Genomic DNA, 22,018 nt, shown 5'->3' with positions numbered 1-22,018 from the left:
TTGAGTGAAAAATTAGGATTGTTTTTAAGAGAAAATAATATAGAGGTATTACCTAGAAAAGAAATAGAAAGAGAAAAAAGAGAATTAAGATTTTATGATCCATTAGAGTATTTAAATACACTAAGTGAGATTCACAAGGAATTTTTAAAAGAGGAAAATAGGATAAGATTTAAATTTAGAAATGATATATGGAAACAGGTTCAAATTTTTAAACTTTGGAGTAGAAGAGTAGAGAGATTAGAAGACAGTAATAAATTGATTAATAAGGCCTTAGATGCCTCAAAAAAAAGTTTAGAATGTATTTATAATATTAGTTATAAAGAGCTTATAAGAAGAGCTATGGAAAGGGAAGAAGTATGTATTGGTAGGATATATTATGAAGTTAAGAATGGGGAGAAAAGGATTTTTATAAAAAATACAGAGGATATAAAATTTAATATGGTGGAAGAGGATTATTATAACTATTTAAAAAAGATAAGAGGAAACTATAAGGATGAATTAAAGGATTTACTTCTTGAAGTAGTAGAGAAAGAAAGCTTAGATTTTAAAAGTTATGTTTATATAAACTCATTGATTCAGTATCCATATAATTCAATGAGGTATTTGCAAAATAATTATATAAAGGATTTAAAGATTAAAAGTAATGAATTAGAAGAATTATTACTTAAAGATTATCTTATATAGTAGGGGGAGAGGTTTATGAATAAGATTAGATATAAAGATGAGAAATATTTATGTAGATATGATTTAGATATTAAATTATTTGAAGCTTTAGGACTAGATATATTTGATTTAAGACCAAATAGAAATGTATTTTTATTAGATACAAAGCAAGGTAAGAAGATTTTAAAGATGATAAATTATGATGATGACAGATTAAACTTCATAATCCATTCAACAGAGTACTTAAGGGAAAGATATGATGGTATATTAAAAATAAATAAGCTTCCAAATGGAGAGTGGAGATTCAAATGGAAAGGAAATTATTATATATTATTAGACTACTTTGAAGGAACTGAATTTAATATAGCTAATCCAATCGAATTAGAAATAATAACAGATGCAGTAGCTAAACTTCATAATGCAGGAATGGGAATTCAAGAGGCTACTTCAAAGGAAATGAATGAAAAAAATAGTGAGCTTTTTAAGTTAAAAGATTATTTTAAAAATAGTAAAAAAGATTTAGAAAAACTAAAGGAAATAGTGGGAAGCTATAAGTATAAAAATGAATTTGATGAAATCTTTATAAAAGAAGTAGATTATCATTTAAGTGATGTAGAGAAGTGTATAGATTTATTAGAAAAGAGTAAATATGATGACTTATGTAGAGATAAAGAAAAAATAACTTTATGCCATAATGATCTTGCCTATCATAATATATTATTTAATCAAAATAAGGTAAGCTTTATAGACTTTGATTATTGCAATATAAATTTAAGGGTAATAGACTTATGTAATTTTATAATTAAGAGTATAAAAAGATTTGGATTTAGTTTAGAAATGTATGATTCTATTATAGAAAAGTATGATAAGTTAAACAACTTATCAAAGGAAGAAAAAGAGTTAATGTATATATATTTAAGATTTCCTCATGATTTTTATACTGTTTCAATGCAATATTATTATAAATTAAAGGATTGGAAATATGAGTCCTTCTTAAATAAATTAGAAAGGAAATTAGAATATACAAAGGAAAAGGAAATTTTATTAAATCATATAAATAACTAATAAAACTAAGTAAAAGGTACCGTATAAAATAACTAATAAAACTTATAAATTGATTCTTAGAAGTAAGAAATTCTATTAAAGTTTATAAGTTTTATGTTTAAATTTTTATACAGTACCTTTTCATTTTAAAATAATAAATTTTTTTATAAGACATATTAGAACTAAATTTTAGAGAGTATATTTTAAATTTGTGAAGAAATATGTTTGTAGACCTCAAGTGTATTATAAGCAGTTTTTTTCCAATTAAATTTACTTGAATGACTTAGCCCTTTATAAATCATAAGGGAATAAAATTTATGGTTATTTAATAAGGTCAGTATATTTTCCTTTATTTCATCAACATCATAAGGATCAACTAAAAGAGCAGCATCTTGGCATACCTCAGGCATTGAGGTTAAATTAGATGCTATTACAGGGGTTCCGCAGGCCATGCATTCTATAGGAGGTAATCCAAAGCCTTCATAAAAAGAAGGATAAACTAATGCTTTACTAGCACTATAGAATATAGGCATATCATTTATAGGAATAAATCCAGTAAAAATAACAGATGAAGATAAATTTAACTCATCTACTTTTTTTCTGTAAATTTCATATGAAGGTCCCTTAGTTCCTATAATAACAAGCTTTAAATCTCTTTTATAAGAATTTTTTACTAAGTTAAAGGCTTCAATAAGTCCTAAAATATTTTTTCTAGGGCTAAAACCACCTACATATAATAAAAAATCCCTATCTATACCATAGTGTTTTTTTAGATATTGAGATGAGTGGAATTTATTTAATGGGGTATATATTTCTTCAGCAGCCAAATGAGTAACAAATATTTTTTCCTTTGGGTAAGAAAAAGTTTTACTTATATCTTCTTTAGAAAAGTTAGAAACTGTAATAATTCCATCTGTGTTATTTAAAATATTTTGTATATTTTCATTAAAAATTTTTAAAAAGGTTTCACTAACTGTATCAGGCATTTTCATAGGGATAATATCATGTAGGGTAATTACGGTCTTTATATCATTAGGTTTTGAAAAGCCTATACCATTTTGAGGAATATGATATATATCACCTATAATATTTTCTTTAGGATTTTTTGTATTTATAAATTCCCAAAAGTTTTTCTTATCATTTGTACTTGAGGATAAATAATTAAAGTTATTCTTTTTAGGTAATTTTAGAGAGGATGCTTCTGGAGTAAGTATGTTATATTCATTTAAAAAATCTATCTGGTGTAGATTATTTATTATTTGATAAGTGTAGTTACCAATTCCAGTACCACGGTATAAGGTAGCTGCCCTTCCATCAATACATATTTTCATAGCATATGTCCTTTCAGTATAAATATATATTATTATATTTATATATGGAATAAAATGTTAATAAAACAAGAGGTTGTTACATATAAATATGGTAGGGGGTGAATAGATATGATGAGAGAGTTTGAAATAGAAAGACAATTTGATATTAAAATAGAAAAATTAAAACCTAATAAGGGTGTATATTATTTAAAGAGTAATAAGGGTGACAGGTGTTTAAAAAGGATAAACTATGGAACTCAAAAACTTCTTTTCGTTTATGGAGCAAAGGAGCATTTAGCTAAAAATGGATTTGAACATATAGATAGATATTTCTTAAATATTGAGGGTGAACCTTATGCTCTAGTAAATGAGGATTTATATACTCTTTCAAATTGGATAAAGGGAAGAGAGTGTGATTTCACTAACATAGAAGAGGTTAAATTAGCTGCTAAAAAGTTAGCTGAATTACATGAAGCCAGCAAGGGATATGATCCACCAGAAAACTCAAAATTAAAAAGTGACTTAGGAAGATGGCCATATCTTATGGAGAAGAGAGGAAAAGCCTTAGAAAAAATGAGAGGAATGGCTAGAAAGAAAAATTTAAAAAAAGATTTTGACATTATTTATATAAAAAATGTTGATTTTTATAAGGAGTTAGCAATAAGAGCCACAAAAATATTAAATAATTCAAAGTATTTAAGTTTATGTGAGGAAGCAGAGGCTGAGAAAGTATTTTGTCATCATGATTATACTTATCACAATATAATAATTGGAGATGATAATGAAGTATATATAATAGACTTTGATTATTGTAAAAGAGAAATAAGAACATATGACATAGCTAACTTCATGAAGAAGGTTTTAAAAAGAGTTGACTGGAATATTGAATATGCAGAGGCCATAATAGATGCTTATAATACAGTAAGTCCATTAAGAGAAGAAGAATATGAGGTATTATATGCATACTTGTTATTCCCACAAAGATATTGGAGACTTGCAAATAGATACTATTATAATGAAGTTATGTGGGGACAAAATATCTTTATAAATAAAATAAACAACATAATTAATGAGAAAGAAAGTTATATGAAATTTATTGAAGAATTTAAAAGTAAATATAACCAAGTTGGATAATTATATTTTAGGTGCCTACTAATTAGGCACCATTTTTTATTTTGCTTTATAGTTGATTTAATATTATATTGGATTTTTAATAGATATTTTTTAATTTAAATAAAAAAAACAATAAATTACATGAGTATATAGTATCAGCACACTTACAAATAAATCTTCATATTATGATAATAGGACTATATAAGTTAGGAGAAGGTATATGAAAGTTGGAGATTTAGTAGTAAGAAAATCATATAGTAAGGATATAACTTTTAAAATTATAGATATTAAAGAAAATGATGAAGGAATAACTTATATTTTAAAGGGGCTTCATATAAGGATAATAGCTGACTCTAAGGGAGAGGATTTAGAAAAAGTTGAGGATGACTTTGCTGGAGATAAAGATAAATCCTTTGATTCTAAAATGAATGATATCATTAAAAAAGTAATTTTGAGTAGAGAACAGAAAAATAATCAATTAATGACAAGAGGAAGTGAAGAGGATAATTTAAAAAGGACAGAAAAAGAAAAAGGGTTGGTATTTGGAAGGCCTGGGAGAATACTTCATATAGATGGAGATCCATCATATATGGAAACCTGCTTAAAGGCGTACAAGCAATTAAACTTAAATGCTGTAGGAATAGCAGTATCTGAAAGAGAACAACCTTTAAAAATTTTATCTTTAGTTAAGGAATATAATCCAGATATAGTTGTATTAACTGGCCATGATGGGGTTCTTAAAGATTCCAAGGGAATGCTTGATTTAAATAATTATAGAAACTCAAAGTATTTTATTGAATCTGTAAAAATTTTAAGAAATTATAATTCAAGTTATGATGAGCTTGTTATTTTTGCTGGTGCTTGTCAATCTTGTTATGAAAGTATTTTAGAAGCAGGGGCTAATTTTGCAAGTTCACCTAATAGAGTACTTATACATTGTTTAGATCCAGTTTTAGTATGTGAAAGAGTTGCATATACAAGAATAGATGAAATTGTTTCAATAAAAGATGTTATAGAAAATACAATAACTGGAATAAAGGGAGTTGGTGGATTACAAACTAGAGGAAAATATAGAGAAGGTTATCCAAAATCCCTATATTTAAATTAATAGAATAAAATAAGACATTTAAGTTAATAATATAATTGGATGTTTTAGTTTAAATATAGTATATTTTTGTTGACAAGACATGGACTTATATAGTAAAATTATTTATTTATTGAAAAAACATCCCCTTTAGTGTATAATGTATAATAGAAAGAGGGTGTTAAAATGAGTACCAGACTTACATTGAATTCCATCAGAAAAAGCATAGAAGATCACGTAGGTGAGAAAGTTAAGCTAAGAGCTAATGGTGGAAGAAAAAAGATTTTGGAAAATGAAGGAATACTAGAAAGTGTTCACCCAAGTATTTTTGTAGTTAGATTACAAAAAGACACCCAAAGGAAAGTGACATACAGTTATTCAGATGTACTTACAAAAACGGTTCAACTAGATTTTGTTGGTTAAATAAAAAAGTTAGCTAATTAATTAGCTAACTTTTTTGTTTTATTTATTTAACAAAAAAAAGAAAGATGGTGGGTTTCCATCTTTCAACTATGGTATAAAAGGGTATTGAGAATTTATGAGAGGTTATATGGTCAATAACCATCTTTATAATACGACATATTTTTTAGTATGTCAACACTTTTAATAAAAAAATGTCGAAAAAAGATAAAAAATTTTAATTTTACTTTAAAAAGTTATGTAAACGTTTATAAAATATGGGTTTCAATAAAAAATAAATAAAGTATCAATAATAAGAATTATCATAAATTAATTATCATACATATATATTATAGTATTAGATTATTTAGGAGGGATAAATTTGGTTAATTTAGATATTATTAAAGAAAGTCTTGGGTTTGAGAAGGTCTTAAGTGAAAACTCTTTAGATATACCTTTTAGAGAAGAATACTTAATACCAGATACTCAACCAGATGTTCATGATGTACTTTCAGTTGATACTAAAGTATATGTACTTAACAGAGAAGTTCAAAGTGATAGAGTATTATTAGAATATGAAGTTGAGTGTAATATTATGTACTTAGCTAGAGAAGAAGAAGGTTTAGGGATAAATAGCGTTATTTATAAAGAAAAAAATTCTAGCTTTATTGATATAGCTGGGGCTGAACATAGTATGATGTGTGATATGGAATGTGATTTAGAACATATCGATGCGAACATAATCAATGAAAGAAAGATAAGAGTAGAAGGAAAACTAAGAACCAAGTACAGGGTTTATAAAGAAGAAAAAATAGATGTTGTTAAAGAATTAGATGGTTTAGGAGATTTACAAATAAAAAGAAAACCAGAAAGTATAGAGAAAAATATTACAAATATGGTTTGTTCAATGAGTGGAGAATTACCTATAAACGTAGGTATGGATAAACCTCAAATAGGAAAAATAATAAAATGTGGATATATGCTTCATAGACAAGAGATAAAATTAGGAGAAGATAAAGTACAAGCATCTTGCTTGGCTAAAATTAACGTTCTTTATAGAGCTTATGATTCTAGAGAAGTTGTAGCTTTAGAAGAGGATTTATATTTATCTAATGATGAAGAGGTTGTAGGTGTAAATTCAGATATGAATTGTAATGGATATTTTGAAATCAAAGGTCATGATGTGAAGATTTCTCAAAATGATTTAGGGGAAAGTAGAATAATAGATGTTAATTTATCTGTTGATGCAAATGTTGCAATATCAAAATTAGAATTTGCAGAAACAGTTGAGGACTTATATTCACCAACGCAAAATGTAATGCCTTTAAAAGAAGTTTGCAAGATTAATATGGCTGTTAGTGAAAATTCAAATGAATCAGTAATAAAAGGAAATATAGACTTAGGAAAAAATGGAGTAGATGCTACTCAAACAGTTGATTGTAAAGGTAAAATAGTAGATATGGAAAGCTATTTTATGGATCAAAAGGTTGTTATAAAAGGTAATTTATCTGTTGAATCAATATACAAGACAACTGATGAGGAAAAGGGACTTAATAAAGTAAGTGGAGAAATTCCTTTTGAAGTTGCTTTAGATATGCCAAATTCTCAGTCTGGTATGACTTTTGATACTAAGGCTAATTTAGAAGATTTACAATGTAGTATAGAAGGAAATAGCTTAGCAGTTAAAGCAGTAGTATATTTTTATGCTAAATGTTCAGATGTTTTTGATAAAGAATATGTTAAAGACATTGAACAAAATGATGACACTGTTGAAAAGAAAGCATCCATTACTATATACACAATTCAAAAAGGTGATACTTTGTGGAATTTAGCAAAAAAATACAAGACAACAATAGATACTTTAGTTAAATTAAATGATATAGAAGATCCAGATTCTATATATGCTGGCGATAAAATTATGATTCCAGGAAGAGCAGTTTTATAAAAAAAAGAGTTTTACGATATTATGTCGTAAAACTCTTTTTTATGAATAAATATAAATTTTATGGCAAAAATAAGAAATGCATGATTTGAGGTGAATAATTTGAAAAGTAGTAGTAAAAAAAATTTAATAATAATAGGTGGAGCAGAAGATAAAAAAGGGGAAAAGATTATATTAAATTTTGTAGCAGATAAATTTAAAGAATCTGAAGGAATTATGTTGATTGCAACCATAGCTACAGAATCACCTAATATAGTCATAGAACAGTATAAAAATATATTTTCAAGTATGGGGATAAGGGAAATCAAAGAGCTTCGTGTCATAGAAAGAGAAGAAGCTTTTGATGAAAATAATATTTCTTTAGTAAATGAGGCTTCAGTAATATTTTTTACTGGAGGAGATCAGCTTAGAATAACTAGTTTAATTGGGGGAACTCCTCTTTATGATACATTACAAAAAAGAAGTAATGAGGGATGTTACTTTGTAGGAACATCAGCAGGGGCTTCTGTTATGAGTGATGTTATGATAGTTGGTGGAGAAGAAGAGGAATCACCTAAAAAGAGTACACTAAATATGTCTGCAGGATTAGGTTTAATTAAAAATACTCTTATAGATCAACACTTTGCTCAAAGAGGAAGGATAGGTAGATTATTATCAGGAGTGTGTCAAAATCCTGAAGTTTTAGGAATTGGTATAGATGAAGATACTGCTATAGTAATTAATGATGATGAATTAACTGTAATTGGTAGTGGAGCAGTTTATTTTGTAGATGGAAGAAATATTGAATATACAAATGTATCTGAGAAAAAACAAGATGAGGTATTTAGTATATTTAATATAAAGTTACATGTATTAACAGCAGGCAAAAAAATGAATTTATCAACTAGGGTGCCTTTTGAGGAGGAAAGAAATAAAAATGAAGATAAATAATCAACGTATCTTTGAGGGAAGAAACATATATTCACATAGAAAATGTATTAGATTAGATGTTGATTTAGAGGGATATTGTGAAACTCCTACTAAAGATATTGATGGATTCAATGAAAGGTTATTAAGTTATGTTCCAGAGTTATATACTCATAGGTGTGGAATAGACATAGAAGGTGGATTTGTTCAGCGTTTAAAAGAGGGAACATACTTAGCTCATGTTTGTGAACATACAATTATAGGAATACATAATAAACTAGGTATAGATATAAAATACGGAAAAGCAAGAGAAATAAAGGATGATTTTTATTACATAATATTTGAATATAAATTAAAAAGAACAGCAATATTAATAGCTGAATTAGCCATAGATCTGATAAATTCAATAATAAAGAAAAAAGATATTAACTTTGATGAAAGAATAGAAATAATAAAGAGAGTTATTATGGAAGAGAGCATAGGGCCATCAACAAAGGCTATATGTGATGCGGCTAAAGAAGTTGGTCTTCCTATAATTACAGTAGGAAACGAAAATTTATACCAAATAGGTTATGGAAAAGCAGGAAAGAGGTTTAGTGCCACTATTGGCAATAATACAAAGGGAATTGCTATAGATATAGCCTGTGATAAAATGCTTACAAAAGAACTTTTAGATATACAGAACTTGCCTGTTGCCAGAGGAGAAAAGGTATTTAACACAATACATCTTCTTGAAGTGGTTAATAGAATTGGGTATCCTGTAGTATTAAAACCACAATGGGGAAGCAAGGGGAATGGAGTTTTTGTAAATATAAATAGTGAAAAAGAACTTTTAAGAGCCTATGCTGAAATCACAAAAGAATGTAAAGAAATAATGATAGAAGAATATAAGGTTGGAAATGACTATAGAGTAATGTTAGTGGATTATAAGGTAGTAGCAGTTTCTTTAAGAAAACCTCCATATATAACAGGTGATGGAGTAAGAACTATTAGAGATTTAATAGAAGCTATGAATGCTAATCCACTAAGAGGAGAAGGACATGAAAAACCTTTAACAAAGGTTAAAATAGATGAAGAATTAATAAATAGATTAAGCAAGCTAGGATATTCTCTAAACTCAGTTTTAGAGTATGGAGAAAAAGTTACCTTAAGAGGAAATGCAAATCTTTCTACAGGTGGAAGTGCTGAGGACTATACTGACTTAATATGTAAAGAAAATATTGAAATTTGTGAAAGAGCAGCTAAAACTATTGGATTAGATATATGTGGTATAGATATTTGTGCAAAATCGATAGCAGAACCTCTATATGAAAATGATGGAATAATCTTAGAAGTTAACGCAGCCCCAGGAATAAGAATGCATCATTTTCCTACTATAGGCAAAGAAAGAAATGTAGGAAGAAAAATTTTAGATAATATGTTTAAAGAGAATTATTCTAATATTCCTGTTATTTCAGTTACGGGAACAAATGGAAAAACTACTACAGTAAGATTAATATCTTATGTTTTAAATTTAATTGGATTTAATGTAGGGTGTACAACGACTTCCGGAGTTAAAATAGGAAATAAGTATATACATAAAGGTGATGACACAGGATATAATAGTGCAAGGTCTGTATTATTAAATCCAGAGGTTGATATAGCAGTTTTAGAAAGTGCAAGAGGTGGCTTGGTAAGAAGAGGATTAGCTTATGATTTAGCAGATGTAGGAGTAATAACTAACATAAGAGAGGATCATTTAGGAATAGATGGAATAAATGATATGGAAGATTTGTCTTTTGTAAAATCTTTAGTTGGTGAAGCTGTAAAAGATAATGGATATTCAGTTATAAATGCTGATGATGAATGGAGCTTAAAAGTTTTAGATAGAATTAAAAAGCCTAAAATATTATTTTCAATGAATGAAAATAATAAATATCTACAGGAAAATTTAAAACATGGAAATCCTATTGTGTTTTATAGAGATGAAACTATATATGTAAAAAATAGAAGTAAAGAATACAAAATAGCTTCTGCAGAGGAAATGAAGTTTACTATGAATGGTAAACTAAAGCATAACATAGAGAATGCTATGGCAGCTTGTGCAGCCTTAGTTGGGATAGAAGTTGATTATTGCATCATATCTAAAGGGCTGAAACAGTTTAAATCTTGTGAAGAAGACAACAGAGGAAGATTTAATATGTTTGACGTTAATGGTATAAATGTAATATTAGATTATGGTCATAATATTGATGGATACAAGGTGGTTATAGACTCTCTTAAAAATCTTGGTTTAAAAAATATAACTGGAATAATAGGGGTTCCTGGAGATAGAGATTTAAATACTATGAAAGAAGTCGGTAGAATAAGTGGAGACTTTTTTGATTCCATAGTTATAAAAGAGGATAAAGACTTAAGAGGAAAAGATAAAGGTGAGGTTGCTAGTATAATAAACGAAGGTGTATTATCATCAAATAGAAAAGATTTAAATGTAAAAATCATATTGTCAGAGGAAGAAGCACTTAGAGAAACTTTAAAGTTAGCTAAAAAAGGTGAAACTATTATAATGTTTTTTGAAGATTACGAATCTCTATATGATATAATAAATGAATTTAAAAATAAGGGCACAAAAGATTTAAAAAGTGCTAGCATATAGTAAAAATAATTTAAAAGAGAAATCTTCTAGTAGGTAATTTAGAAGATTTCTCTTTATTTTAATTAACTCTTTATGTTTTTAGAAGAAAATAATATAATTATATTTAGCTTTAATTAATGTAAGAAGGGTGATTATATGAAAATGAAGGCTTATGCAAAAATAAATATAGCCTTAGATGCTATTGGAAAAAGAGAAGATAACTATCATTTATTAAGAATGATAATGCAAACAGTAGATTTGTATGACGTTATAGATATAGAGAAAAGTAATGATAGTAATATAAGCATTTCTTGTAATAAGCATTATGTCCCTACAGATGAAAGAAACTTAGCATACAAAGCGGCAGTGTTATTTAGAGATGAATTTAATATAAAAGATGGTGTAAAAATTAATATTAAGAAGAATATACCTGTAGCTGCAGGTATGGCTGGTGGAAGTACTAATGCGGCGGCAGTTTTAGTTATAATGAATAAGCTTTTTAATGTAAATGCTAGTTTAGAAGTGTTAAAAGAAATAGGACTAAAAATAGGAGCAGATGTTCCATATTGTATTGAAGGTGGAACTGCTTTATGTGAAGGAATTGGAGAGATTATAACACCTTTAAAACCTTTTGAAAATAAAATATTAGTTGTATTAAAACCTAATTTTGGGGTATCTACTAAAGAAGTTTATACAAATTTAGATATAAATAAGATAAGAAAACATGTTAATATAGAAGGCTTAATTCAAGCTATGGAAAATGATGATTTAGATTATGTATCAAAAAATATGAAAAATGTTTTAGAAAATGTAACTTTAAAGAAGCATACTATATTAAAAAATATAAAAGAAGATATGAGAAAAAGTGGAGCCTTAGGTGCAATGATGAGTGGAAGTGGACCTACTGTATTTGCTTTTTTTGATGATATGCTAACAGCTCAAAGAGCTTTTGAATTTTTAAAAGGAAAATATAAATATTCAGATGTATATATAACAAGAACTATAAATAGCAATAATTTATAAAAAAATATTTTTTTATTGTATATAAAAAATACTCCTTGGTAATAATCAAGGTATCAGGGGGTGTTTGTTATGAAAAAAATATTATCAGTTTTATTTTTAGGAGTTATATGTTTATTTATAGTAGGAAGTTCTTTAAATATTAAACAAGCTTTAGGTGTTACAGAGGAAAATGTTGTTGAGGATATAAGTGAAAAGTTAATAAGATTTCATGTTTTAGCCAATAGTGATAGTGATATAGATCAAGACTTAAAACTTAGAGTTAAAGATGAGGTATTAAAATATATTTCACCTATATTAAATGAATCACAAAGTTTAGAGGAATCTAGAGAAATATTAAAAAGAGAAGATAAAAACATTATAAAAATAGCTGAAGATTATATTAAATCACAGGGATTTGATTATACTGTTGAAACAACATTAACAAGAGAAAATTTTCCTGTTAAAGAATATGGCAATATAGTTTTACCACAAGGAGAATATGAGGCTTATAGAATACTAATTGGCGAAGGAAAAGGTCAAAATTGGTGGTGTGTTATGTTTCCACCTTTATGCTTCATAGATGTTACTAAGGGACAAGTTGCCTATGATGAAACAGAGAAAAAGATGAAGGATGTATTATCAGAAGAAGAATTTAAGAGTGTTAATAAAAAGGAAAATAACGTAAATTTTGAATTTAAGGTAATTGATTTATTTAAATAAAAGAATTAACATATGATAATAAAGTGATTTTTAGGAGGAAAAAATATGACTAGAGCATTAGCCATGGTTTCAGGTGGATTAGATAGTATATTAGCTGCAAAGTTAATAAAGGATCAAGGAATAGAGGTAATAGGAATATGTTTTAAATCTTATTTCTTTAATGAAGAGAATGCAAAGAGAATGTGTAAACAAATAGATATGCCTTTAGAGGTAGTAGATTTTTCAGAAGAACATTTTGAAATGGTTAAGGACCCTAAACATGGTAGAGGAAAAAATATGAACCCATGTATAGATTGTCATGCAATGATGATGAGATATTCAGGAGAATTATTAAAAAAGTTTGACGCTGACTTTATAATAACTGGTGAAGTTTTAAATCAAAGACCAATGTCTCAAAATAGACAAGCATTAAATACTGTTAAAAAAGAATCAGGATTTAGTGAAAAAATCTTAAGACCATTATGTGCTTTAAACTTAGAGCCTACAGAGATGGAGTTAAATGGCTTAGTAGATAGAGAAAAATTATTAAAAATATCAGGTAGAAGTAGAAAGACTCAAATGGAGCTTGCTGAAAAGTGGAATATAGTTGATTATCCATCACCTGCAGGGGGATGTAAATTAACAGAGCCTGGATATGCAATAAGATTAAGTGATTTACTTGATAATCAAGAAACAGTAGCTAAGGATGAAATTGAAGTTCTTAAGTATGGTAGACATATGAGAATATCACCAAAAAATAAAGTTATAGTAGCTAGAAATGGTGAAGAGTGGAAAGAAATAGTTAAGTTTAAAAAAGAAGATGATATTTTAGTAACATCTAAAAATTCTACTGGGGCTCCTGTTATATTAAGAGGAGAATTTAATAAAGAAGATTTAGAAACTGCTGCTAGAATATGCGGAAGATATTGTAAAGAAAAAGATAGCGACGCTGTTGAAATAAATTATGAGAAAAATGGAGAGATTAATACAATAACAATAACTCCATTTAAAGATGAAGAACTTAAAAAATATATGATAAATCAATAATTGATTTAGAAAGGATATTATTATGAGTAAAAAAGCTATAATATCAATATGTAGCACTCAAGATATTGGAGAAAAAGAAAAAATAGAAGTTGTAACTGTTGGAGAATTTTCTATTAATGGAGATGAATTTATAGCTACTTATGATGAAACTGAGATATCAGGAATGGAAGGAACAAAAACAACTCTAAAAATAAAGGGCGATAAAGTTGTATTACATAGAGAAGGAACAACTAGCACAAAGATGGAATTCCAAAAAGATAATACACAAGTGGCTCTTTATAATACTCCTTATGGAATGTTAGAGCTTAAGACATCAACAAAAGAGTTAGATTTAGATGTTAATGAAAAGGGAGGAAATATATCTATAAAATATCATCTAATAGCTGGTGGACAAGAACCTATAAAAACAAATCTTGATATGAAAATAAAAGTAGAAGATTAGTCTATAAATAGATAAATAAGGCTGTACCTTTTGGTACAGCCTTATTTTTATAAATTATTTATTTTTAAAATAAAAAAAGTTGAAACTAATTTCAACTTATGAATTCCAATATTAATAATTAATTTTATTAAATGTGAGCAAAATATAAATAGTAAACGTTCTATAAATAAAAAATTTAAAAAACACAAAAAAAGTACTAGACTTCTACATTAACTTTTGATAGAATATCTACTATGTTATTAAAACAAGCAATAAAAAACCCATTCTAAATGAGGTAATTATCATTATAAATGAAATAAAGAACGATGTCAAGAATAAATTTACATTAGGAGGAAGAGATATGAGCAAAAATACTAAGTATGTATTTGTAACAGGTGGAGTTGTTTCTTCATTAGGAAAAGGAATAACAGCTGCTTCATTAGGAAGATTATTAAAAAACAGAGGATTAAGTGTAAGTATTCAAAAATTTGATCCATACCTAAACATTGACCCAGGTACAATGAGCCCATACCAACATGGAGAAGTTTTCGTAACTGATGATGGTGCTGAAACAGACTTAGACTTAGGTCACTATGAAAGATTCATAGATGAAAACTTAACTCAAAACTCAAACGTTACTTCAGGTAGAGTTTACTGGTCAGTAATATCAAAAGAGAGAAAAGGTGAATACTTAGGAGGTACTGTACAAGTTATACCTCACATAACTAATGCTATAAAAGATAGAGTACATAGAGTAGGAAAAGAAAGAGATGTAGATGTAGTAATCACTGAGATCGGTGGAACAATAGGTGATATCGAATCATTACCTTTCTTAGAAGCTATAAGACAAATCAAGTATGATGTAGGTAAAGAAAATGTTTGTTTCATACATGTTACATTAGTACCTTACTTAGGAAAAGCTGGTGAGTTAAAAACAAAACCAACTCAACACTCAGTTAAAGAGTTAAGAAGTATAGGAATTCAACCAGACATAATAGTTTGTAGATCAGAAAAAGAATTATCAGAAGATATCAAAAAGAAAATCGGATTATTCTGTAATATAGATGCAAGCGAAGTTATCCAAAACTTAGATGCAGAGCATTTATACGCTGTTCCTCTAATGTTACACAAAGAAGGATTAGATAGATTAGTTTGTGAAAAATTAGGTCTTGGATGCAGAGACATAGATAATGCTGAATGGATAGACATGGTTCATAGAATAACTCACTTAACTCATACAACTAAGATTGCTTTAGTTGGTAAATATGTTGAGTTACATGATGCATACATATCAGTAGTTGAAGCTTTAAATCATGGTGGATTAAGCAATGACACTAATGTTGAAATAGAGTGGATAAATGCTGAAGATGTAACTAAAGAAAATGTTGATGAATTATTAAGTGGAGTAGATGGAGTTCTAGTTCCAGGTGGATTCGGAGACAGAGGAGTAGAAGGAAAGATCGAAGCTATAAGATGGGCTAGAGAAAACAAGAAACCATTCTTAGGAATATGCTTAGGAATGCAATGTGCTGTTATAGAATACGCTAGAAACGTATTAGGATTAGAAGGAGCTCATTCATCAGAGTTAAATCCAGAAACTCCATTCCCAGTAATCGACTTAATGCCTGAGCAAAAAGATGTTGAGGATTTAGGTGGAACAATGAGATTAGGATTATATCCATGTAAATTAGAAGATAATACATTCTGTAAGGATGTTTATGCTTCAGATTTAATCTACGAAAGACATAGACATAGATATGAGTTCAACAATGAGTACAGAACTCAATTAATAGAAAGCGGATTAACTATAGCTGGTACTTCACCAGATGGAAGATTGGTTGAGTGTGTAGAAGTTAAGGATCATCCTTGGTTCGTAGCAGTTCAATATCATCCAGAGTTAAAATCAAGACCAAACAGACCTCACCCATTATTCGTAGGATTTGTTGGTGCTGCATTAAACAATAAATAATTTTAGAAATATTAAGGATATCTAACTTAAATGTTAGGTGTCCTTTTTTTATTTAATAATATTAGAAATAAAATCTTATAAAAATATACTATATGTAGATTAGATTTTATGTGATATGATAATAATATAAATATTTAACATAAGAAATTTATACATTTTTAAATAGGATATTCGAAAGTTTCTATATATAAAAGTCTTAAGGCAATCTAAAACAACTTTTCTTTACCTTATTCCACTAATTAAAAAAGCAGGAGGTGCTTAAATTGAATATAGAACAATATGAAAATATGACTTTAGTTCAGCTAAAAGAGCAGGCTAAAGAATTAGGAATAAAAAATATAAGTAAAAAGAAAAAAAGCGAATTAATTGAGGAATTAAAAGCTGAATTCAATAAACAAAATAGCAATACTAAAGTAATACATAAAGATGGTGTTATTTTAAGAGAAAAAATATCTCAAAAAGAGCAAGGTGGAAATAAAGAAAGTTTTTCTGGTGAAAGAGTAGTTAGAAATAGCAATAATTATAATAACAATAATAGTAATTATAATAATTCAAATGATGAAGGAAAAAAAGAGCAATTAAAGGACATGATAAGTTCATCAGACTCTGCTAAGGGAATACTTGAAATACTAGATAATAATAATTTTGGTTTTTTAAGATGTAGAAATTATTTAACAAGTGAAGATGATATATATGTTTCTCCATCACAAATAAGAAGATTTGGATTAAGAACTGGGGACGAAGTCCAAGGTAAAGTTAGAATACCAAAGGATGGAGAAAAGTTTAAAGCTTTACTTTATGTAGAGAGAGTAAATGGTGAAAGTCCTGAAAAAGCAGTTGGAAGAAAAAAATTTGAAGAGTTAACACCAATATATCCAAAAGAGAGATTAAGACTTGAGACTGAAAATGGAAGAGATTTAAGTTCAAGACTTATGGATATAATTTGTCCAATAGGTAAGGGACAAAGGGGGATGATAGTTGCACCACCTAAGGCTGGAAAAACAACTCTTTTAAAAAGAATAGCTCAAAACATATCAAAAAATAATCCTGAAGTTAAACTTATAGTACTTTTAATAGATGAAAGACCAGAAGAAGTAACGGATATGAAGAGAAGTATAGATGGAGAAGTAATCTATTCAACTTTTGATGAAGAACCACAAAACCATGCTAAAGTTTCAAGTATAGTATTAGAAAGAGCTAAAAGAATGGTTGAACAAGGAAGAGATGTAGTTATCTTAATGGATTCTTTAACAAGATTATCAAGAGCCTATAACTTAACAGTTACTCCATCTGGAAGAACTTTATCAGGGGGACTAGATCCAGGGGCACTTATAATGCCTAAGAAATTCTTTGGAGCAGCTAGAAATTTAGAAGAGGGCGGAAGTTTAACAATTTTAGCAACTTCTTTAGTTGATACAGGAAGTAGAATGGATGATATGATTTTTGAAGAGTTTAAGGGTACTGGAAATATGGAGGTACACTTAGATAGAAAGCTTCAAGAGAGAAGAATATTCCCAGCTATAGATATTTATAAATCTGGTACTAGAAAAGAAGATTTATTATTTAATGAAGAAGAAAGAGAAGCTTCATATAAAATAAGAAGAGTATTACAAAAGGAAAATAATATAGAGGATGTAGCTGAAAAGCTTATAAATTTATTATCAAAAACAAAAAATAATAAAGAGTTTTTACAAGTTGTTTTAAAAAGCAATTTAGAAAATTAAATAAGTTTTCAAAACAAAAGAAGATATTAAAGTCTATAAACTTTAATATCTTCTTTTATTATAAGAATCATTTAGCATCTTAGTGCAAAGTTTAATTGTCCCTTCTAGAGAATAAGAACTTAATACATCTAAAATACTTTTTCTCATATTAATTAATTTATCATTATCTTTATTTAAATCATTAATTACCTTATTTAATTCTTCCAAGTGGTTGATAGTAATTGCACAATTACTTTTAGATAAAAATTCTCTATTTTCACTTTCTTGACCTGGAATTATAAATGGAATTATCATTGGTAAATGACTTAAAAGTGATTCTGTAGTAGTTAGTCCACCAGGTTTTGTAATAATTAAATCCGAACTTTTCATTATCTTAGGTATTTCATTTGTGTATCCTAAAATATTTAACTTTTTATTACCCTTTATATGCCCATATTCTTTACACAATTCTTTCTTTAACTCAGCGTTGTTTCCACAAACAATAGTTAAATTTAAAGGGTTCTCATTTTTGATTAGGGTTTTTAATACTTTAGATATGTTATCTAACCCCATACCGCCTCCCATTAAAAGAATATTTAATGGTGATTGGATAATATTTTCTACATAGTTATGGTAATCTTCTTTATAAAAATCTTGCTTTACAGGTATACCAAAAGGAGATATTTTTTCTTTAGGTATTCCCTTTGAGGCTAGATTTTCTTTTGTAAAATCACAAGCAACTATGTAATGATCAATTATTTTAGAAACATAAGTATAATGACATTTAAAATCAGTAACAACAGAAATAACTGGTACTTTTATAATTTGTCTTTTCTTTAAATAAGAAAGAATACTTACGGCTAAAGGATGGGTTGTAATTATTAAATCTGGATTAAAACTATGAATGAATTTAGCTAATTTATTTGCAACTGGCAAAAATAAAAAACTAACTAAATTATTTATAAATTTTATATTACTAATTTTGTAAAGTAGACCATAAAGAGTTCCAAGGGAACTTGCACATAAATCGTATCCATTTACTATTGATCTATCAAAGAAACGGTTCTCCTTAAGAAAATCGTGTACAAGAATTTCTGTATCATCATTCTTTATAAGTTCCATTAAAGAGTTAGCTGCTTGATTATGACCATAACCAGTAGATGTACTTAAAATAAGAACTTTTTTCATCATATCCACTCACTTTTACTAAAAATCTATTTGCAAAAACAAACTTTATTTGAAAAATATGCCTTATAAACAAAAATGGGAAAGATTTGAGTCTTTCCCATAAAGAAATTATTTATTAAGATTAAATCTCTTGTTGAATTTATCAACTCTTCCGCCAACATCAACGATTTTTTGTTTTCCTGTGAAGAATGGGTGGCACTTAGAGCATATTTCAACTTTAAGTTCTGGTTTAACTGAACCAGTTGTGAAAGTGTTTCCACATGCACACTTAACCACTGTATCGTGATGGTATTCTGGATGTATGCCTTGTCTCATGTAATTCACCTCTTTCAAAAATAAAAAAATGTTGCTAAACAACTATTAACAAGTATATCATGGGGATATTTAATCGTCAATAGTTTAAAAGCTTTCTTATTTAAGTTATAATCATATTTAGAATATTATAAAAGGATAAGGAGTTTAAAGTTAAAATGAGCAAATTATATTTTAGATACGGAGCTATGAATTCAGGTAAATCTACACACCTTATGCAAGTAGCACATAACTATGAGGAAAGAGGTATGGAAGTTATAATAATTAAACCATCTACTGATAAAAAAGGTGGAGATAAGGTTGTTTCAAGACTAGGTGTTGAGAGAGTTGTAGATATTTTAATAGATAATGATGAGAATATTATAGAAACAATTGAAGATAGACTTGAAAAAGGAAGAAAAATAGATTGTATAATAGTTGATGAAGTTCAATTTTTAAAAGCTCATCACATAGATGAATTATTTGAAATTGCAGTTGGTAAGGGAATACCAGTAATTTGTTACGGATTAAGAACAGACTTCCAAATGAATGGGTTTGAAGGAAGTGAAAGACTTTTATTATTAGCACATAGTATAGAAGAAATGAAAACTATATGTAGATGTGGAAGAAAAGCTATATTAAATGGAAGAATGATAAATGGAAAGTTCACATTTGAAGGAGAACAAGTGGCTATAGATTTAGTTGATAATGTAGAATATCAATCTCTATGTGGACAATGCTATTTTAAATATAAATATGGTAAGGATTCTGATAAGTAGTTAATGAAAGGATAGGGTTCAAATTATGAGAAAATGCCAAGTAGGCGGTCAAGCAGTATTAGAAGGCGTTATGATGAGGGGATCAAAAGGAACAGCCACAGCAGTTAGAACTCCAGAGGGAGATATAGAGGTTTCTTTTGAAAAAACTATACCATATACAAAGAAAAATAAAATTTTAGGACTACCTTTTATAAGAGGATTTGTAACTCTTATAGAGTCTTTAATTGTAGGATTAAAATCATTAAATTATTCAGCAAGTTTTTTTGATGATACAGAACCATCTAAATTTGAAGATTGGTTAAATAATAAATTTGGTGAAAAAGCTAATAATGTAATAATTACACTTACAATTATGCTTTCCTTTGTATTTGCCATAATTTTATTTGTAGCAATACCAACTGGAATTACTTTTTTACTTAAAAAACTTAATCTTCCAGATTGGAGTTTAAGTGCTATTGAAGGAATCATAAGTATTGGTATGCTTTTAGGATACATGTACTTAATGGGAAAAGTAGATGATATAGAAAGAGTATTTCAATATCATGGAGCAGAACATAAGACTATATTCTGTTATGAAAATGAAGATGAACTTACAGTTGAAAATGTAAGAAAATATCCTAGATTTCATCCTAGATGTGGAACAAACTTTCTGTTTTTAGTTGCTATTGTAAGTATATTTATATTTTCCTTTACTAAATGGGATTCAGTTGCTCAGAGAACGGCTATAAGAGTAGCAATGTTACCAGTAATATCAGGAATAACTTATGAACTTATAAGATGGCTTGGCAAATCTCAAGGAAATTTTGCAAAGATAATAGCAGCGCCAGGATTACAATTGCAAAAATTGACTACAAGGGAGCCTGATGATTCACAAATTGAAGTAGCGATAGCTTCTTTAAGGAGGGCTGAAGGATTGAAAGAACCAAATAAAAAAGTTGGAGAATTGTTAAATTTAGGAAATGAAACTTTAAAAGAAGTGGGTATAGATACATATATATTAGATACTCAATTATTATTAGGAAAAGTTTTAGAAAAAGATAAAATATGGCTTATAACGAATAAAAGTGAAGAAGTTAAAAAGTCAGATGAAATACATTTCTTAAACTTATTAGAAAAAAGAAAATCAAAAATGCCTATGCAATATATTTTAGGAACTTGCGAATTTATGGGATTAGATTTTTATGTAGAAGAAGGAGTTTTAATTCCAAGAGGAGATACTGAAATAATTGTAGAGGAAGTATTAAACAATATAGATGAAGATGCAGAGATTAATGTATGTGATTTATGTTGTGGAAGTGGAGCTATAGGCTTATCTTTAGCTAATTATAGAAAAAATATTATTGTAGATTTAGTAGATATAGATGATATACCAGAAAAAGTTACAAGAAAAAATATAAGAGAATTAGAATTATCAAAAAGATGTGGCTTTATTAAGAGTGATCTTTTAAGTGAGGTCATTAAAAAAGGAAATAAGTATGATATTCTAGTTTCTAATCCACCATATATAAGAACGGAAGTCATAAATACTTTAATGGAAGATGTTAAGGATTATGAGCCGCACTTAGCTTTAGATGGGGGAGAAGATGGTTTAATATTCTATAGAAGAATTATTGATGAATCTTTAGAAATATTAAAAGAAAATGGTATATTAGCTTTTGAAATAGGACATGATCAAGGTGAGGATGTTAAAAATCTTATGATTGAAAAAGGATACTACGATGTTAAGGTCATAAAAGATTTAGCTGGTTTAGATAGATGTGTTATAGGAAGAGTAAGCCTTGAAAGATAGCATAGTAGTGTGCTATAATTGTAAAATATGAAAATCTGTATACGGAGTGATAATA

Annotated in this window: 19 protein-coding genes; 16 read left to right on the top strand and 3 right to left on the bottom strand. The window is 27.9% G+C overall.

Features of this window, described 5'->3' with window-relative positions; genetic code table 11:
• Together GOM42_RS12250 and GOM42_RS12245 are read left to right on the top strand one after the other, a co-directional pair.
• Entirely contained in the window at positions 1–684 is a 684-nt protein-coding gene (locus GOM42_RS12250) for a hypothetical protein (protein ID WP_110077276.1), read from the top strand.
• A 15-nt stretch (positions 685–699) separates the two neighbouring features.
• Positions 700–1,728 (top strand): CotS family spore coat protein, encoded by a 1,029-nt coding sequence (locus GOM42_RS12245; protein ID WP_011010825.1) that lies wholly within the window; start codon positions 700–702, stop codon positions 1,726–1,728.
• Between the two features lie 182 nt (positions 1,729–1,910).
• Here GOM42_RS12245 and GOM42_RS12240 read toward each other — a convergent pair whose 3' ends face one another.
• A complete protein-coding gene (locus GOM42_RS12240; protein WP_011010824.1) occupies positions 1,911–3,038 on the bottom strand; it encodes a glycosyltransferase family 1 protein in 1,128 nt (375 codons plus the stop codon).
• 108 nt (positions 3,039–3,146) lie between these two features.
• On the opposite strand from GOM42_RS12240, the gene GOM42_RS12235 reads away from it, so the two are divergent.
• From GOM42_RS12235 to rho, 12 genes are all read left to right on the top strand, one after another.
• A complete protein-coding gene (locus tag GOM42_RS12235) occupies positions 3,147–4,151 on the top strand; it encodes a CotS family spore coat protein (RefSeq protein WP_003452387.1) in 1,005 nt (334 codons plus the stop codon).
• 199 nt (positions 4,152–4,350) lie between these two features.
• Entirely contained in the window at positions 4,351–5,238 is an 888-nt protein-coding gene (gene yabG, locus GOM42_RS12230) for a sporulation peptidase YabG (RefSeq protein ID WP_110077275.1), read from the top strand.
• A gap of 162 nt (positions 5,239–5,400) precedes the next feature.
• The gene (locus GOM42_RS12225) at positions 5,401–5,637 is read left to right on the top strand and encodes a Veg family protein (RefSeq protein WP_003462688.1); all 237 of its coding nucleotides are present in this window, start codon (positions 5,401–5,403) and stop codon (positions 5,635–5,637) included.
• A gap of 358 nt (positions 5,638–5,995) precedes the next feature.
• Positions 5,996–7,558: an SPOCS domain-containing protein gene (locus GOM42_RS12220; RefSeq protein ID WP_003457329.1), complete on the top strand. Its 1,563-nt coding sequence runs from the start codon at positions 5,996–5,998 to the stop codon at positions 7,556–7,558.
• Between the two features lie 99 nt (positions 7,559–7,657).
• A complete protein-coding gene (locus tag GOM42_RS12215) occupies positions 7,658–8,485 on the top strand; it encodes a cyanophycinase (protein WP_025648404.1) in 828 nt (275 codons plus the stop codon).
• Positions 8,472–11,096 (top strand): cyanophycin synthetase, encoded by a 2,625-nt coding sequence (cphA, locus tag GOM42_RS12210; protein WP_011591070.1) that lies wholly within the window; start codon positions 8,472–8,474, stop codon positions 11,094–11,096. Before GOM42_RS12215 ends, cphA begins: the two co-directional genes overlap by 14 nt.
• A 135-nt stretch (positions 11,097–11,231) precedes the next feature.
• Positions 11,232–12,098 carry a 4-(cytidine 5'-diphospho)-2-C-methyl-D-erythritol kinase gene (ispE, locus tag GOM42_RS12205; RefSeq protein ID WP_003471015.1) on the top strand — a complete coding sequence of 289 codons (867 nt, stop codon included), beginning with the start codon at positions 11,232–11,234 and terminating at the stop codon, positions 12,096–12,098.
• A gap of 69 nt (positions 12,099–12,167) precedes the next feature.
• Positions 12,168–12,797, top strand: a complete 630-nt coding sequence (gene spoIIR / locus GOM42_RS12200) for a stage II sporulation protein R (RefSeq protein ID WP_011591069.1) — start codon at positions 12,168–12,170, stop codon at positions 12,795–12,797.
• 45 nt (positions 12,798–12,842) lie between these two features.
• Positions 12,843–13,823, top strand: a complete 981-nt coding sequence (locus GOM42_RS12195; RefSeq protein WP_011591068.1) for a tRNA 4-thiouridine(8) synthase ThiI — start codon at positions 12,843–12,845, stop codon at positions 13,821–13,823.
• Between the two features lie 22 nt (positions 13,824–13,845).
• On the top strand, positions 13,846–14,265 hold the full coding sequence (locus GOM42_RS12190; protein WP_003452275.1) for a DUF1934 domain-containing protein: 420 nt from the start codon (positions 13,846–13,848) through the stop codon (positions 14,263–14,265).
• Between the two features lie 340 nt (positions 14,266–14,605).
• Complete coding sequence (locus GOM42_RS12185; RefSeq protein WP_003452392.1) at positions 14,606–16,213, top strand: CTP synthase; 1,608 nt, start codon at positions 14,606–14,608, stop codon at positions 16,211–16,213.
• 263 nt (positions 16,214–16,476) lie between these two features.
• Positions 16,477–17,937 carry a transcription termination factor Rho gene (gene rho / locus GOM42_RS12180; RefSeq protein ID WP_003452426.1) on the top strand — a complete coding sequence of 487 codons (1,461 nt, stop codon included), beginning with the start codon at positions 16,477–16,479 and terminating at the stop codon, positions 17,935–17,937.
• Between the two features lie 42 nt (positions 17,938–17,979).
• Here the strand turns inward: rho and GOM42_RS12175 are convergent, their stop codons facing one another.
• Both GOM42_RS12175 and rpmE read right to left on the bottom strand, forming a co-directional pair.
• Positions 17,980–19,104, bottom strand: coding sequence for a glycosyltransferase (locus GOM42_RS12175; RefSeq protein WP_110077273.1), 1,125 nt, complete (start codon positions 19,102–19,104; stop codon positions 17,980–17,982).
• Between the two features lie 108 nt (positions 19,105–19,212).
• On the bottom strand, positions 19,213–19,419 hold the full coding sequence (gene rpmE, locus GOM42_RS12170; protein WP_003452406.1) for a 50S ribosomal protein L31: 207 nt from the start codon (positions 19,417–19,419) through the stop codon (positions 19,213–19,215).
• Positions 19,420–19,574: 155 nt separating this feature from the next.
• Here rpmE and GOM42_RS12165 point away from each other — a divergent pair, with 155 nt between their 5' ends.
• Positions 19,575–20,174 carry a thymidine kinase gene (locus tag GOM42_RS12165; protein WP_003452353.1) on the top strand — a complete coding sequence of 200 codons (600 nt, stop codon included), beginning with the start codon at positions 19,575–19,577 and terminating at the stop codon, positions 20,172–20,174.
• 25 nt (positions 20,175–20,199) lie between these two features.
• Positions 20,200–21,963 (top strand): peptide chain release factor N(5)-glutamine methyltransferase, encoded by a 1,764-nt coding sequence (gene prmC, locus GOM42_RS12160; protein ID WP_003457428.1) that lies wholly within the window; start codon positions 20,200–20,202, stop codon positions 21,961–21,963.
• Positions 21,964–22,018 lie beyond the last annotated feature (55 nt).

Origin of the sequence: Clostridium sp. 16K-1-R1 (assembly GCF_023921145.1) — a bacterium.
Lineage (GTDB): Bacteria > Bacillota > Clostridia > Clostridiales > Clostridiaceae > Sarcina > Sarcina perfringens.
The sequence above is the reverse complement of the archived record's forward strand: the minus strand, read 5'-3'. Positions and strand labels throughout refer to the sequence as shown.

Excerpts from the sequence above, each read along its gene's own strand:
- GOM42_RS12245 (WP_011010825.1), top strand. The coding sequence starts at position 700 with ATGAATAAGATTAGATATAAAGATGAGAAATATTTATGTAGATATGAT.
- GOM42_RS12240 (WP_011010824.1), bottom strand. The coding sequence starts at position 3,038 with ATGAAAATATGTATTGATGGAAGGGCAGCTACCTTATACCGTGGTACT.
- GOM42_RS12235 (WP_003452387.1), top strand. The coding sequence starts at position 3,147 with ATGATGAGAGAGTTTGAAATAGAAAGACAATTTGATATTAAAATAGAA.
- yabG (WP_110077275.1), top strand. The coding sequence starts at position 4,351 with ATGAAAGTTGGAGATTTAGTAGTAAGAAAATCATATAGTAAGGATATA.
- GOM42_RS12225 (WP_003462688.1), top strand. The coding sequence starts at position 5,401 with ATGAGTACCAGACTTACATTGAATTCCATCAGAAAAAGCATAGAAGAT.
- cphA (WP_011591070.1), top strand. The coding sequence starts at position 8,472 with ATGAAGATAAATAATCAACGTATCTTTGAGGGAAGAAACATATATTCA.
- ispE (WP_003471015.1), top strand. The coding sequence starts at position 11,232 with ATGAAAATGAAGGCTTATGCAAAAATAAATATAGCCTTAGATGCTATT.
- spoIIR (WP_011591069.1), top strand. The coding sequence starts at position 12,168 with ATGAAAAAAATATTATCAGTTTTATTTTTAGGAGTTATATGTTTATTT.
- GOM42_RS12195 (WP_011591068.1), top strand. The coding sequence starts at position 12,843 with ATGACTAGAGCATTAGCCATGGTTTCAGGTGGATTAGATAGTATATTA.
- GOM42_RS12190 (WP_003452275.1), top strand. The coding sequence starts at position 13,846 with ATGAGTAAAAAAGCTATAATATCAATATGTAGCACTCAAGATATTGGA.
- GOM42_RS12185 (WP_003452392.1), top strand. The coding sequence starts at position 14,606 with ATGAGCAAAAATACTAAGTATGTATTTGTAACAGGTGGAGTTGTTTCT.
- GOM42_RS12175 (WP_110077273.1), bottom strand. The coding sequence starts at position 19,104 with ATGAAAAAAGTTCTTATTTTAAGTACATCTACTGGTTATGGTCATAAT.
- rpmE (WP_003452406.1), bottom strand. The coding sequence starts at position 19,419 with ATGAGACAAGGCATACATCCAGAATACCATCACGATACAGTGGTTAAG.
- GOM42_RS12165 (WP_003452353.1), top strand. The coding sequence starts at position 19,575 with ATGAGCAAATTATATTTTAGATACGGAGCTATGAATTCAGGTAAATCT.
- prmC (WP_003457428.1), top strand. The coding sequence starts at position 20,200 with ATGAGAAAATGCCAAGTAGGCGGTCAAGCAGTATTAGAAGGCGTTATG.